The 12,066-nt window shown below is 67.6% G+C and carries 14 protein-coding genes; 9 read left to right on the forward strand and 5 right to left on the reverse strand.

All coding sequences use genetic code 11. The features are described from left to right. Window positions 1-10 precede the first annotated feature (10 nt). Genes AC4OR5_RS11605 through AC4OR5_RS11620 form a run of 4 tightly spaced genes read right to left on the reverse strand, consistent with a single transcriptional unit; the run spans window position 11 to window position 4,053 of the window. On the reverse strand, window positions 11-577 hold the full coding sequence (locus tag AC4OR5_RS11605; RefSeq protein WP_034026416.1) for a hypothetical protein: 567 nt from the start codon (window positions 575-577) through the stop codon (window positions 11-13). A 2-nt stretch (window positions 578-579) separates the two neighbouring features. Further along, window positions 580-1,176: a 16S rRNA (guanine(966)-N(2))-methyltransferase RsmD gene (gene rsmD / locus AC4OR5_RS11610; RefSeq protein WP_003102864.1), complete on the reverse strand. Its 597-nt coding sequence runs from the start codon at window positions 1,174-1,176 to the stop codon at window positions 580-582. Next, complete coding sequence (locus AC4OR5_RS11615; RefSeq protein WP_058160873.1) at window positions 1,176-2,663, reverse strand: M16 family metallopeptidase; 1,488 nt, start codon at window positions 2,661-2,663, stop codon at window positions 1,176-1,178. The genes rsmD and AC4OR5_RS11615 overlap by 1 nt, the downstream gene beginning before the upstream one ends. Then, a complete protein-coding gene (locus tag AC4OR5_RS11620; protein ID WP_003084498.1) occupies window positions 2,656-4,053 on the reverse strand; it encodes a M16 family metallopeptidase in 1,398 nt (465 codons plus the stop codon). Before AC4OR5_RS11620 ends, AC4OR5_RS11615 begins: the two co-directional genes overlap by 8 nt. Before the next feature lie 120 nt (window positions 4,054-4,173). On the opposite strand from AC4OR5_RS11620, the gene ftsY reads away from it, so the two are divergent. From ftsY to AC4OR5_RS11645, 5 genes are all read left to right on the forward strand, one after another. Then, window positions 4,174-5,565 carry a signal recognition particle-docking protein FtsY gene (ftsY, locus tag AC4OR5_RS11625; protein WP_150759803.1) on the forward strand — a complete coding sequence of 464 codons (1,392 nt, stop codon included), beginning with the start codon at window positions 4,174-4,176 and terminating at the stop codon, window positions 5,563-5,565. After that, window positions 5,562-6,233, forward strand: a complete 672-nt coding sequence (gene ftsE / locus AC4OR5_RS11630) for a cell division ATP-binding protein FtsE (RefSeq protein ID WP_003084505.1) — start codon at window positions 5,562-5,564, stop codon at window positions 6,231-6,233. The genes ftsY and ftsE overlap by 4 nt, the downstream gene beginning before the upstream one ends. Beyond that, window positions 6,233-7,240 (forward strand): permease-like cell division protein FtsX, encoded by a 1,008-nt coding sequence (gene ftsX / locus AC4OR5_RS11635; protein WP_003084508.1) that lies wholly within the window; start codon window positions 6,233-6,235, stop codon window positions 7,238-7,240. The genes ftsE and ftsX overlap by 1 nt, the downstream gene beginning before the upstream one ends. Window positions 7,241-7,353: 113 nt before the next feature. Beyond that, entirely contained in the window at window positions 7,354-8,208 is an 855-nt protein-coding gene (rpoH, locus tag AC4OR5_RS11640; RefSeq protein WP_003084510.1) for an RNA polymerase sigma factor RpoH, read from the forward strand. A gap of 64 nt (window positions 8,209-8,272) precedes the next feature. Further along, a complete protein-coding gene (locus AC4OR5_RS11645) occupies window positions 8,273-8,878 on the forward strand; it encodes a hypothetical protein (RefSeq protein WP_003084511.1) in 606 nt (201 codons plus the stop codon). Between the two features lie 4 nt (window positions 8,879-8,882). On the opposite strand, the gene mtgA is transcribed toward AC4OR5_RS11645, so the two are convergent. Continuing rightward, window positions 8,883-9,614: a monofunctional biosynthetic peptidoglycan transglycosylase gene (mtgA, locus tag AC4OR5_RS11650; protein ID WP_019486534.1), complete on the reverse strand. Its 732-nt coding sequence runs from the start codon at window positions 9,612-9,614 to the stop codon at window positions 8,883-8,885. A 36-nt stretch (window positions 9,615-9,650) separates the two neighbouring features. Between mtgA and AC4OR5_RS11655 the strand changes: the two genes are divergently transcribed. The 4 genes from AC4OR5_RS11655 (at window position 9,651) to trmB (ending at window position 12,012) form a co-directional block, all read left to right on the forward strand. Beyond that, window positions 9,651-10,028: a DUF423 domain-containing protein gene (locus AC4OR5_RS11655; protein ID WP_034082334.1), complete on the forward strand. Its 378-nt coding sequence runs from the start codon at window positions 9,651-9,653 to the stop codon at window positions 10,026-10,028. Between the two features lie 102 nt (window positions 10,029-10,130). Next, window positions 10,131-10,331: a sulfur carrier protein ThiS gene (gene thiS / locus AC4OR5_RS11660; RefSeq protein ID WP_003084514.1), complete on the forward strand. Its 201-nt coding sequence runs from the start codon at window positions 10,131-10,133 to the stop codon at window positions 10,329-10,331. A 58-nt stretch (window positions 10,332-10,389) separates the two neighbouring features. Then, complete coding sequence (locus tag AC4OR5_RS11665) at window positions 10,390-11,187, forward strand: thiazole synthase (protein ID WP_003084517.1); 798 nt, start codon at window positions 10,390-10,392, stop codon at window positions 11,185-11,187. A gap of 153 nt (window positions 11,188-11,340) precedes the next feature. Next, entirely contained in the window at window positions 11,341-12,012 is a 672-nt protein-coding gene (gene trmB / locus AC4OR5_RS11670; RefSeq protein WP_213923477.1) for a tRNA (guanosine(46)-N7)-methyltransferase TrmB, read from the forward strand. Window positions 12,013-12,066 lie beyond the last annotated feature (54 nt).

The raw sequence follows: 12,066 nt of genomic DNA on the forward strand, positions 1-12,066 counted from the left end.
GGTCACCAGCTTACCAGCCGAACTCGTCGGCGAGGTCCTCCGCCCGCTGGCGCGAACCGAGGATCGGTTGCAGTTCGTCGACGAGCTGCTGCCGATAGCGGGGCGCGACGCTGCAGTCGTCCATCAGGATGTCCTCGCCGGCGCCGCTCCAGACCTCGCCGAAGCAGGCCAGGCTGGCCGCCATCTGCCACAGGTCGTCGAAGCACGGGGCCGGGTCCCAGCCCCTGCCGCCATGCAGGTCGAAGAGTATGCGCCCGCTGCCGGTCTCGAGGATGAACGGGTCGGCGCCCTGGTCGGCCACCACCAGCCAGTCGTCCTGCCAGCCCGACAGGCGCTCGCCGCTGATGCCGTGCCAGCGATAGCCGGCCTGGCGCTGCCAGAGGCGGGCCAGGGACGGCAGGAAAAATGGGTTGCCGGCACTCTCCAGGGTGCAATCGAGCGGGCCGACCTCGCGGTAGAAACGCTCCAGCTCGGCGGGCAGGGCGATATCGCCTTGCCAGTCGGCGGCGGGTTGCGCCGCGCAAGGCTCGCCAAGCGCCAGCAGGCGTTGGCGAATGCTCGCGGAAGCCGGGCTCATCCTCAGGCTCCCCGCTGCCAGAGCGCGTAATGTACGTTGCCGGCTTTCTTTTCCCGGTGCAGCCGCCAGTTTCCGGGCAGGCCGAGGGACGAGGGGACGCTCTCGCTCTCGGTATAGATCCAGGCGTCGGGGTTCAGCCAGCCGCGGGTTTCGAGCAGGCGGCAGGCGTCCTGCAGCAGGTTCTGATGGAACGGCGGGTCGAGGAACACCAGGTCGAAGGCGCTCGGAGCCTGGTTTCCCAGGTAGCGCACGGCATCGCCGAGGACCAGTTGGGCGGTGCCGCACTTGAGCGCGTCGAGGTGGTTGCGCAGGGCCGCCACCGCTTCGCCGTTGGTATCCAGGGCCAGCCCCTCGCGGGCGCCGCGCGACAACGCCTCGAGGAACAGCGCGCCGCTGCCGGCGAAGGGATCGAGCACCCGTGCGCCTTCGACATAGGGTGCCAGCCAGTTGAACAGGGTCTCGCGGACCCGGTCCGGGGTCGGTCGCAGGCCGGGCCCGTCGGGAAAGACGAAACGCCGGCTGCGCCATTCGCCGCCGATGATCCGCAGTTGTCCCTGGCCGCCGTGGCGGCCGGGGGCTTTCGCAGTAGGTTTGCTCATCAATGCTCCGGAACGCCGCTGGGTTGCTGGGCCGGCTTGGCGGTGGGCGGCGGCAGGGGTTTCTGCGGCACGCTCGGGCCGGCGCTGACGATGACGAAGGCGTCGGCGTCCAGGTGCTTGGCCATGGCGCTCCTGACCTGTTCGACGCTGAGTCCCTCGACCTGCTTGAGGAAGCTTTCCAGGTAGTCCAGCGGCAGGCCGTAGAAACCGATGGCGCCGAGCTGGCCGACGATGTCGGCGTTGCTCGCGGTGGACAGCGGGAAGCTGCCGGCCAGTTCGCGCTTGGCGTCGTCCAGCTCCTTCTGGGTCGGGCCGTTGGCCAGGTAGTCGCGGACGATGTCCTGGACCAGCTTCAGCGCACCTTCGCTGAGTTCGGCGCGGGTCTGGAAGTTGATCATGAACGGACCGCGTGCCTGCATGGCGGTGAAGCCGGAATAGATGCCGTAGGTCAGGCCGCGCTTTTCTCGCACCTGGTCCATCAGGCGGGTGCCGAAGCCGCCGCCGCCGAGGATCTGGTTGCCCAGGTAGAGCGCCGCGTAGTCGGGATCCTGGCGGTCGATGCCAAGCTGGGCGAGCATCAGGTGGGTCTGCTCGGAGGGGAAGTCGATGTGCGTCAGGCCGGGCTTGGGCGTTTCCGGCTGGGCGGTCTTGGCCAGCGCCGGGCCCTGGGGCAGCGCCTTGGAGACTTCCGCGGCGATCGCTTCGGCCTCCTGCCGCGAGAGGTCGCCGACCAGCGCGATGACCACGTTGCCGGCGGCGTAGGCCTTCTTGTGGAACGCCTGCAATTGTTCGCGGCTGATCGGTGGTACGGACTTTTCGTCGCCGTCGCTGGAGTGCGCGTAGGGATGCTCGCCATAGAGGCGCTTGAACAGCTCCAGGCCAGCCAGCTTGCCGGGGTTCTGCTTCTGGTACTCGAAACCGGCCAGGACCTGGTTCTTGATGCGTGCCAGGGCGTCCTCGGGGAAGGTCGGCTGGCCGATCACCTGTTCGAATAGCTTCAGCGCCTGGGTCCGCTTGTCGGCATCGGACAGGCTGCGCAGGCCGGCCACCGCCATGTCGCGGTAGGAGCCGTTGCTGAACGAGGCGCCGAGGTCCTCGAAGCCGGCGGCGATGGCAGTGGTGTCCTTGCCCGGCACGCCTTCGTTGAGCATGGCGTTGGTCAGCATCGACAGGCCGGGGGTGCCGGCGTCCTGGCTGCTGCCGGCGGCGAAGGTCAGGCGCAGGTCGAACATCGGCAGTTCATGGGCTTCGACGAACAGCACCTTGGCACCTTCGGCGGTCTTCCATTCCTGGATGTCCAGCTTGCGATGGACCGGCGCCTGCTTGGCGACGTCCTTCAGCGACTGCAACTGGTTTTCCTCGACCGCCGCGGCATGGGCCGCCGCCGGGGTCTGGGGGGGACGCGCGACGAAATAGGCCAGCGCGGCCAGCAACGCAATGACGATCAGGCCGAGCAGGCCATAACGCAGCCCTGTGCGCTCACTCATGACGGGCCTCCTTTTCCTCGGCCTTCACAGGCAGCACTTGCGCCAGGGTCAGGCGCGACGGGGTGAAATAGGTGCGGGCGGCTTTCTGGATATCGTCCGGAGTCACTGCCTTGAGGGCCTCCAGGTCCTGGTCGATCAGCTTCCAGGACAGGCCGACGCTTTCCAGCTGGCCGATGCTGCTGGCCTGGGCGGCGATGGAGTCCTTCTCGTAGACCATCCCGGCGATCATCTGCGCGCGCACGCGCTCGATCTCCGCGGCGCTGGGCGGGTTCTGCTTGAGGTCGTCGAGCTGCTTCCACAGACCGGCCTCGACCTGCTCGAGGGTCTTGCCCTTCTGCACGTTCGGCGTGGCCGAGAGGACGAACAGGCTGTCGCCGCGGTTGAACGCGTCGTAGTAGGTGGAGGCGCCGGCGACCAGCTCCTCGCCGCGCTCCAGGCGCGAGGCCAGGCGGGCGCTGTAGCCGCCATCGAGCAGCGCGCCGATCAGGCGCAGGGCGTTGACTTCGCGAGGGTTCTCGCTGCTGCCCAGGCTGGGCACGTTGAAGCCCATGATCAGGTTCGGCAGCTGGGTGCGTACGTACAGCTTGAGCCGGCGCTCGCCGGGCTCGGCCAGTTCCAGCGGCTTGCGCGCCGGCGGCAGCTGGCGCCAGGGGATCTCGCCGAAGTAGCGCTTGGCGAGGGTCTTGACCTCGTCGGCGGTGACGTCGCCGACCACTACCAGGGTGGCGTTGTTCGGCGCGTACCAGGATTCGTACCAGTGGCGCAGGTCGTCGATGGTCATGCGCTGCAGGTCGGCCATCCAGCCGATGGTCGGGGTGTGGTAGCCGCTGGCCGGGTAGGCGGCGGCCTTGAAGCGCTCGAAGGCGAGGGCGTTGGGATTGTCGTCGGTGCGCAGGCGGCGCTCCTCCTTGATCACCTCGATCTCGCTCTTGAACTGGTCGGCCGGCAGGCTCAGGTGGGCCATGCGGTCGGCTTCCATCTCCAGCGCCACCGGCAGGCGGTCGCGGGCCAGGACCTGGTAATAGGCGGTGTAGTCGTCGGTGGTGAAGGCGTTCTCTTCCGCACCCAGGTCGCGCAGCACCCGCGAGGCTTCGCCCGGGCCGAGCTTGCGGCTGCCCTTGAACATCATGTGTTCGAGGGCGTGGGACAGGCCGGTGAGCCCGGGTGTCTCGTAGCTGGAGCCGATCCTGTACCAGAGCTGGGAAACCACCACCGGGGCGCGGTGGTCTTCACGCACTATGACCTTCAGGCCGTTGTCGAGGCTGAACTCGTGGGTGGGCTGGGTTTCCGCCGCCTGGGCGAAAAGCGGGAGACAAAGGCTGGCTAGGAGCAGGCCGACGCGGCGGCGAGCTGGGGTTTTCATGGTGATCTGGACCTTTCGTGCCGCCACCGGGGTCTCAGGTCACTGCGGGGCAGGACCCTTAGCCCCGTCGGGCGAGGAGATGCTAGGATACCCATCCGTTTTCCGGGCGGCCACGTCCCGTGCCGCTCCCTTGAGATACAAGCATTCATGTTTGGTTCCAACGACGACAAGAAGGCCCCGCAGGGCGGGGAAAAGAAAGGTCTGTTCGGCTGGTGGCGGAAAAAGCCGCAAGCCGGCGAGCAGCCTGCCGATCAGCCTGTCGAGCCGGTCTCCGAGACAGCGGCCGCCGAGCAGCGCGCGCCTGCCGATGACGTGGCGCAATCCCTGACAGAACAGCCAGGTCGGCAGCAGCCCTCCGCTGCCGAGCCGGTCGAGCCGCCGGCGCCGGTCGCCGAAGCGCCGCTCGCCGGTGACGAGCCAGCGTCGGCCGAGGAGCATTCGCCCCGGCCCGAGGCGCCCGTCGCGCAACCCGAGCCTATCCTGGCTGCCGAGCCCGAGCCCGAGCCCGAGCCCGAGCCCGAGCCCGAGCCCGAGCCCGAGCCCGAGCCCGAGCCCGAGCCCGTTGCGCCGCTGGCCGCCGCTCCGGCAGTCAGCGAGCCGGCGACCAGGCCGGGCTTCTTCGCCCGCCTCCGGCAGGGGCTGTCCAAGACCAGCGCCAGCATCGGCGAAGGCATGGCCAGCCTGTTCCTCGGTCGCAAGGAAATCGACGACGACCTGCTCGACGACATCGAGACGCGCCTGCTGACCGCCGACGTCGGCGTCGAGGCCACCACCCTGATCGTGCAGAATCTGACCAAGCGCGTGGCGCGCAAGGAACTGGCCGACAGCGGCGCGCTGTACAAGGCGCTGCAGGAAGAGCTGGCCAGCCTGCTGCGCCCGGTGGAGCAGCCGTTGCAGGTCGACGTCGCGCGCGAGCCCTATGTGATCCTGGTGGTCGGGGTGAACGGCGTGGGCAAGACCACCACCATCGGCAAGCTGGCGAAGAAGCTGCAACTCGAGGGCAAGAAGGTCATGCTGGCCGCCGGCGACACCTTCCGCGCTGCCGCCGTGGAGCAGTTGCAGGTCTGGGGCGAGCGCAACCGCATCCCGGTGATCGCCCAGCACACCGGCGCCGACTCCGCCTCGGTGATCTTCGACGCGGTGCAGGCCGCCAAGGCCCGCGGCATCGACGTGCTGATCGCCGATACCGCCGGACGCCTGCATACCAAGGACAACCTGATGGAGGAGCTGAAGAAGGTGCGCCGGGTGATCGGCAAGCTGGACGAGACGGCGCCCCATGAGGTCCTGCTGGTGCTCGACGCCGGCACCGGGCAGAACGCCATCAACCAGGCCAAGCAGTTCAACCTCGCGGTGGAGCTGACCGGCCTGGCCCTGACCAAACTGGACGGCACCGCCAAGGGCGGGGTGATCTTCGCCCTGGCCAAGCAGTTCGGCCTGCCGATCCGCTATATCGGTGTCGGCGAGGGGATCGACGATCTCCGTACCTTCGAGGCCGACGCCTTCGTCCAGGCACTCTTCGCAGAGCGGGAGAACGCATGATCCGCTTCGAGCAGGTCGGCAAACGCTATCCCAACGGCCACGTAGGCCTGCACGAGGTGTCCTTCCGCGTGCACCGTGGCGAGATCCTCTTCGTCACCGGCCACTCCGGCGCCGGCAAGAGCACCCTGCTGCGCCTCATCCTGGCGATGGAGCGACCGACCAGCGGCAAGCTGTTGCTCGGCGGCCAGGACCTGGGGCGCATCACTACCGCGCAGATCCCTTTCCTGCGCCGGCAGATCGGCGTGGTGTTCCAGAACCACCAACTGCTCACCGATCGTACGGTGGCGGACAACATCGCCCTGCCGCTGCAGATCCTCGGCATGCCCAAGCCGGAGATCGCCAAGCGCGTGGCCTCGGCCCTGGAGCGGGTGAACCTGAAGGAAAAGGGCGAGGCGTTGCCTTCCGACCTTTCCACCGGCCAGCAGCAGCGGGTCGGCATTGCCCGCGCCATCGTCCACCAGCCGGCCCTGCTGCTGGCGGACGAACCCACCGGCAACCTCGACCCGCGACTCGCGTCGGAAATCATGGGCGTGTTCGAGGATATCAATCGCCTGGGCACCACCGTACTGATCGCCAGCCACGACCTGGCCCTGATCGCCCGTATGCGCCATCGCATGCTGACCCTGCAGCGTGGCCGGATCATCGCTGACCGTGAGGACGAGGCCTGATGAGCGCCAACGATCTTCCCCGTGGCCCCGAAGAGGGCGCACCGGAACGCAAGACCCGCGAGAAACCGAGCCAGGAACAGACCGACTGGAGCGGCTCGTTCAGCGCCTACCTGGAAAGCCATCGCGCCAGCCTGGTGGACAGCCTGCGCCGGTTGTTCGGCCACCCGTTCGGCAGCTTCTTCACCTGCCTGGTGATGGGTATCACCCTGAGCCTGCCGATGGGCCTTTCGCTGCTGCTGAACAATGTCGAACGGCTCGGCGGCTCCTGGCAGCGCGCCGCGCAGATCTCCCTGTTCCTCGACCTGAAGACCAGCGAAAACCAGGGCCAGGACCTGCGCGAGCAGATCGAGCGCCTGCCGGATGTGATCGAGGCCCAATTGATCAGCCGCGAGCAGGCGCTCAGCGAATTGCAGGAACAGTCCGGCCTGGGCGAAGCGCTCAAGGAGCTGCCGGAGAACCCACTGCCGCCGGTGATCTCGGTCACGCCCAAGCAGATCGATCGGGCCGGCCTGGAGGCACTGCGCCAGCAGCTCGCGGAGCTGCCTCATGTGCAGCAGGCGCAGCTCGACCTGGTATGGGTCGAGCGCCTGAGCGCGATCCTCAAGCTCGGCGAACGCTTCGTCTTCGGCCTGACCATCCTGCTGGTGCTGACCCTCTTGCTGGTGGTGGGCAACACCATCCGCCTGCACATCGAAAATCGCCGTAACGAAATCGAGGTGATCAAGCTGGTCGGCGGGACGGACGGTTACGTGCGCCGGCCATTCCTGTACATGGGCGCGTTGTACGGCCTGGGCGCGGGCATCCTGTCCTGGGCGCTGCTCGCCTATTCGCTGAACTGGCTGAACGGTTCGGTGGTCAACCTTTCAGGGCTGTACGGCAGCGACTTCGGCCTGCAGGGCGTGCCGCTGGACGACGGCCTGTCGCTCACCGTCGGCGCGGTGCTGCTTGGCTGGGTCGGCGCCTGGCTGGCTGTGGCCCGCCACCTGCGCGAGCTGGCGCCGCGCTGAGGACAGGGGAATCACGACCGGTCAGCGGGTCGCTGTAAAGGAACTTATACACCCGCTTGCAGTCAGATATCCGAGTGCTACACTGCGCGAGTTTCGTGAATCGGAGGATTCGCATGACCACTTCTTTGCAACCTGTACATGCCTTGGTTCCAGGCGCAAACCTGGAAGCCTACGTGCACTCGGTGAACAGCATTCCGCTGTTGTCGCCGGAACAGGAGCGTGAACTGGCCGAACGCCTCTTCTATCAGCAAGACCTGGAAGCGGCGCGGCAGATGGTGTTGGCGCACCTGCGCTTCGTTGTTCATATCGCCAAGAGTTATTCGGGGTACGGCCTGGCCCAGGCCGACCTGATCCAGGAAGGCAACGTCGGCCTGATGAAGGCCGTGAAGCGTTTCAACCCGGAAATGGGCGTTCGCCTGGTGTCCTTCGCCGTGCACTGGATCAAGGCGGAGATCCACGAGTTCATCCTGCGCAACTGGCGGATCGTCAAGGTCGCCACCACCAAGGCGCAGCGCAAGCTGTTCTTCAACCTGCGCAGCCAGAAGAAGCGCCTGGCCTGGTTGAACAACGAGGAAGTCCATCGCGTCGCCGAGAGCCTGGGGGTCGAGCCCCGCGAAGTGCGCGAGATGGAAAGCCGCCTGACCGGCCAGGACATGGCGTTCGACCCGGCCGCCGACGCGGACGACGAGAGCGCCTACCAGTCGCCGGCGCATTACCTCGAAGACCACCGCTACGACCCGGCGCGCCAGTTGGAAGACGCCGACTGGAGCGACAGCTCCAGCGCCAACCTGCACGAGGCGCTGGAAGGCCTCGACGAGCGCAGCCGCGACATTCTCCAGCAGCGCTGGTTGTCCGAGGAGAAGGCCACGTTGCACGACCTGGCGGAAAAGTACAACGTCTCCGCCGAGCGTATCCGGCAGCTGGAAAAGAACGCCATGAGCAAGCTGAAAGGGCGGATTCTCGCCTGATCGCCGCGCCTCGCGAAAACCGCACCCCGCAAGGGTGCGGTTTTTTTCTGCCCGGAGGAATCCCATGCCGCGCAATACCCGCTGGCTGTTCTACCTGTCGCTGGCGGTCCTGACCTTCGTCGTCGGCGCCTGGCTGGTCCGTACGCCGGAACCGGCGCGGCCGTTGCCGTGGCTGGCCGACTGGCAGGAGCAGGTGCTGGCGCCGTTGGCGGACAACGCCCTGACGCTGCGCCAACTGCACGACGCGGTGGATGGCGAGCTGTGGGTGGACCCGCGCCTGGATGGCGTGCGCCTGGCCTTCCGCGGCCGCCTGCTGGGCGACGGCGGCCCCTGGCAGGTGGAAGGCGAGCTGGGCCTGAGCGCCGAGGAGCAACTGAGCCTGCAGCGGGCATCCGCGTTGCAGCCTGGCAGCGCGCCGCAGCCATTGAGCGCCGGGCTGGAAGGACAGTTGGGCGACAAGCCGATCGTGGCGCTGAGCATGATTCCCGAAGGCAGGGTCGGTGCCGAGCGGCTGCTGGCCAGTCTCGGCCAGCCGCGCCTGCGCCTGCAACTGGCCCAGGGCGAGGCCTGGGTCTATCCGCAACTGGGCCTGACCGCGCACCTGCCGGACGACGACTTGCGACTGATGCTCGCGGTGCCGCGCCAGGCCCTGGAAAAACCGCCGCGTTGAGCTTTCAGCGCTCCAGGCGCAGCAGGTAGTCGTCGCCGCCCAACTGCCACATCTGCTGGCGAATCCAGGCCGCGCGCTGGCGCACGTAGGGGCCCGGCTTGGCCGCGCTCCATTTCAGCGGGCTGGGCAGCACCGCGGCGAGCTGGCTGGCCTGGGTGCGGCTCAGGCGCTCGGCGTCGAGGCCGAAGTGATAGCGTGCCGCAGCCTGCGCGCCGAAGACGCCCGGGCCCCATTCGGCGCTGTTCAGGTAGACCTCGAGAATCCGTTGCTTGGTCCAGAGCGTCTCGATCAGCAGGGTGAACCAGGCCTCCAGGCCCTTGCGCAGCCAACTGCGCCCGGACCAGAGGAAGACGTTCTTCGCCACCTGCTGGCTGAGCGTACTGGCGCCGCGGATACTGCCGCCGCGCTCGTTGTGCGCGAGGGCCTGCTGGATGGCCGGCAGGTCGAAGCCGTGGTGCTCGGCGAAGTGCTGGTCCTCGCCGGCGATCACCGCGACCTTCAGGCTGTCCGGCAACTGCTCCCAGGAGCGCCAGTCGCGCTGCAGGTCGATGGGCTGGCCGTCGACCCAGGAGCCGACCTTGCGTTCGACCATGACCATGGTCCCCGGTGGCGGCACCCAGCGCAGGACCGCGACCAGCACGACGCTGGCGGCCATGAACCAGAGCAGGTACTTGAACAGGCGGCGGAACAGGGATCGCAACATGCGCGGCTTGGCTTGGAAGAAGGGGGCGGCCATTATAGCGGGCTGGATGCTATCACCGGAGTCTTGTCCATGCTTCGTCCCTTCCTGTTGTTGGCGGCATTTTTCGGTTTCACCGGCGTGGCCCTCGGGGCGTTCGCCGCCCACGGCCTGAAGAAGCAGCTCAGCGCCGAGCACCTGGCGGTATTCCAGACCGGCGTGCACTACCAGTTGATCCACGCCCTGGCGCTGTTCGGCGTGGCGCTGCTCGCCACCCGCCTGGACGGCCGCCTGGTGAGCGCGGCGGGTGGCCTGTTCACGCTGGGCATCCTGCTGTTCTCCGGCAGCCTCTACCTGCTGACCCTCAGTGGCATCGGCAAGCTCGGCATCGTCACCCCGTTCGGCGGCGTCTCCTTCCTCGCCGGCTGGCTGTGCCTGGGGCTGGCCGCCTGGCGCCTGGGCAACGCCTGAGACCGGTTGCCTCAGGCGGCGCACTTGTCGACAAGGCGCCTTGGTCATCGGGGTGGATCGGGCTAGAATGCCGCTCCCTTTCACTTTCGTGACCGTCCAGCCATGCAGATTCAACTGAACGGCGAGCCCTTCGAGCTGCCCGACGCGCAGAGCGTCGCGGACCTGCTGGCCCGCCTGGAGCTTGGCGGCCGCCGCGTGGCCGTCGAGCTGAACCTGGATATCGTGCCGCGCAGCCAGCACGCCAGCACCGCGCTCAAGGATGGCGACCGCGTGGAGATCGTCCACGCCATCGGCGGCGGCTAGGCCTGGCCCCCGAACCCTTCCATCGGCCCCGCAAGCCTTTCCATCCAGGAGTCATCCGATGAGCCAAGCATCCAGTACCGATACCCCCTTCGTCATCGCCGGCCGTACCTATGGCTCGCGCCTGCTGGTGGGGACCGGCAAGTACAAGGACCTCGACGAGACCCGCCGGGCCATCGAGGCCTCCGGAGCGGAGATCGTCACGGTGGCGGTGCGGCGCACCAACATCGGGCAGAATCCCGACGAGCCGAACCTGCTGGATGTGATCCCGCCGGATCGCTACACCATCCTGCCGAACACCGCCGGCTGCTATGACGCGGTCGAGGCCGTGCGCACCTGCCGTCTGGCCCGCGAGCTGCTGGACGGGCACAACCTGGTCAAGCTGGAAGTCCTCGCCGACCAGAAGACCCTGTTCCCCAACGTCGTCGAGACCCTCAAGGCCGCCGAGCAACTGGTGAAGGACGGCTTCGACGTGATGGTGTACACCAGCGACGACCCGATCATCGCCCGCCAACTGGCCGAGATCGGCTGCATCGCGGTGATGCCGCTGGCCGGCCTGATCGGCTCCGGCCTGGGCATCTGCAACCCCTACAACCTGCGCATCATCCTCGAGGAAGCCAAGGTCCCGGTGCTGGTCGACGCCGGCGTGGGCACCGCTTCCGATGCAGCGATCGCCATGGAGCTGGGTTGCGAGGCGGTGCTGATGAACACCGCCATCGCCCATGCCAAGGACCCGGTGATGATGGCCGAGGCCATGAAGCACGCGATCGTCGCCGGTCGCCTCGCCTACCTGGCCGGACGCATGCCGCGCAAGCTGTATGCCAGCGCCTCGTCGCCGCTGGACGGCCTGATCGACTGATACCGACTACCTGGGGCGGGCTGTCCGCCGGATGCGGGAAGCGTCCGGCAGGCAGCCCGCCCTTCTGTCTCTAGCAAGGTTTTCTTTTCCATGAGCGATACCCCGCAATCCCCGGCCCAGGACTCCCTGGCGGAACACGACGAAGCACGGCCGATGCGCACCGTGAAGAGCTTCGTGATGCGCGCCGGGCGCATGACCGAAGGCCAGCAGCGTGGCCTCGACCTGGGCTGGCCGAAGTTCGGCCTGGAACTGAGCGATGAGGTTCAGGACTTCGACGCGATCTTCGGTCGCCGGGCGCCGCGGACTTTCGAGATCGGCTTCGGCATGGGCCATTCCACCCTGGAAATGGCCGCCGCCGCGCCTGACATCGACTTCATCGGCGTTGAGGTGCACAAGCCCGGCGTCGGCGCGCTGCTCAACGGCCTGCTGACCCAGGGCCTGGGCAACGTGCGGGTGTATAGCTGCGACGCGTTGGAAGTGCTGCGCCACTGCGTGGCCGACGCCAGCCTCGATCGGCTGCTGCTGTTCTTCCCCGATCCCTGGCACAAGAAGCGCCACCACAAGCGGCGGATCGTCCAGCCGGAATTCGCCGAACTGGTGCGGTGCAAGCTGAAGGTCGGCGGCGTGCTGCACATGGCCACCGACTGGGAGCCCTATGCCGAGCACATGCTGGACGTCATGAGCGCGGCGCCGGGCTACCGCAACCAGGCCGAAGACGGCCGCTTCGTGCCGCGCCCGCAAGAGCGTCCGGTGACCAAGTTCGAGCGGCGCGGTGAGCGCCTGGGACATGGCGTCTGGGACCTCAAGTTCGAGCGCGTCGACTGATCCACCGCACCAGCGACGTACCCCTGGCGCCGAACCGGCGCCGGGACTCCAAGC

Source organism: Pseudomonas sp. YA1, assembly GCF_058680555.1.

What these genes read in the sequence shown, in the direction of transcription:
- AC4OR5_RS11605 (WP_034026416.1), bottom strand. Translation starts at nt 577, where the DNA reads ATGAGCCCGGCTTCCGCGAGCATTCGCCAACGCCTGCTGGCGCTTGGC.
- rsmD (WP_003102864.1), bottom strand. Translation starts at nt 1,176, where the DNA reads ATGAGCAAACCTACTGCGAAAGCCCCCGGCCGCCACGGCGGCCAGGGA.
- AC4OR5_RS11615 (WP_058160873.1), bottom strand. Translation starts at nt 2,663, where the DNA reads ATGAGTGAGCGCACAGGGCTGCGTTATGGCCTGCTCGGCCTGATCGTC.
- ftsY (WP_150759803.1), top strand. Translation starts at nt 4,174, where the DNA reads ATGTTTGGTTCCAACGACGACAAGAAGGCCCCGCAGGGCGGGGAAAAG.
- ftsE (WP_003084505.1), top strand. Translation starts at nt 5,562, where the DNA reads ATGATCCGCTTCGAGCAGGTCGGCAAACGCTATCCCAACGGCCACGTA.
- ftsX (WP_003084508.1), top strand. Translation starts at nt 6,233, where the DNA reads ATGAGCGCCAACGATCTTCCCCGTGGCCCCGAAGAGGGCGCACCGGAA.
- rpoH (WP_003084510.1), top strand. Translation starts at nt 7,354, where the DNA reads ATGACCACTTCTTTGCAACCTGTACATGCCTTGGTTCCAGGCGCAAAC.
- AC4OR5_RS11645 (WP_003084511.1), top strand. Translation starts at nt 8,273, where the DNA reads ATGCCGCGCAATACCCGCTGGCTGTTCTACCTGTCGCTGGCGGTCCTG.
- mtgA (WP_019486534.1), bottom strand. Translation starts at nt 9,614, where the DNA reads ATGGCCGCCCCCTTCTTCCAAGCCAAGCCGCGCATGTTGCGATCCCTG.
- AC4OR5_RS11655 (WP_034082334.1), top strand. Translation starts at nt 9,651, where the DNA reads ATGCTTCGTCCCTTCCTGTTGTTGGCGGCATTTTTCGGTTTCACCGGC.
- thiS (WP_003084514.1), top strand. Translation starts at nt 10,131, where the DNA reads ATGCAGATTCAACTGAACGGCGAGCCCTTCGAGCTGCCCGACGCGCAG.
- AC4OR5_RS11665 (WP_003084517.1), top strand. Translation starts at nt 10,390, where the DNA reads ATGAGCCAAGCATCCAGTACCGATACCCCCTTCGTCATCGCCGGCCGT.
- trmB (WP_213923477.1), top strand. Translation starts at nt 11,341, where the DNA reads ATGCGCACCGTGAAGAGCTTCGTGATGCGCGCCGGGCGCATGACCGAA.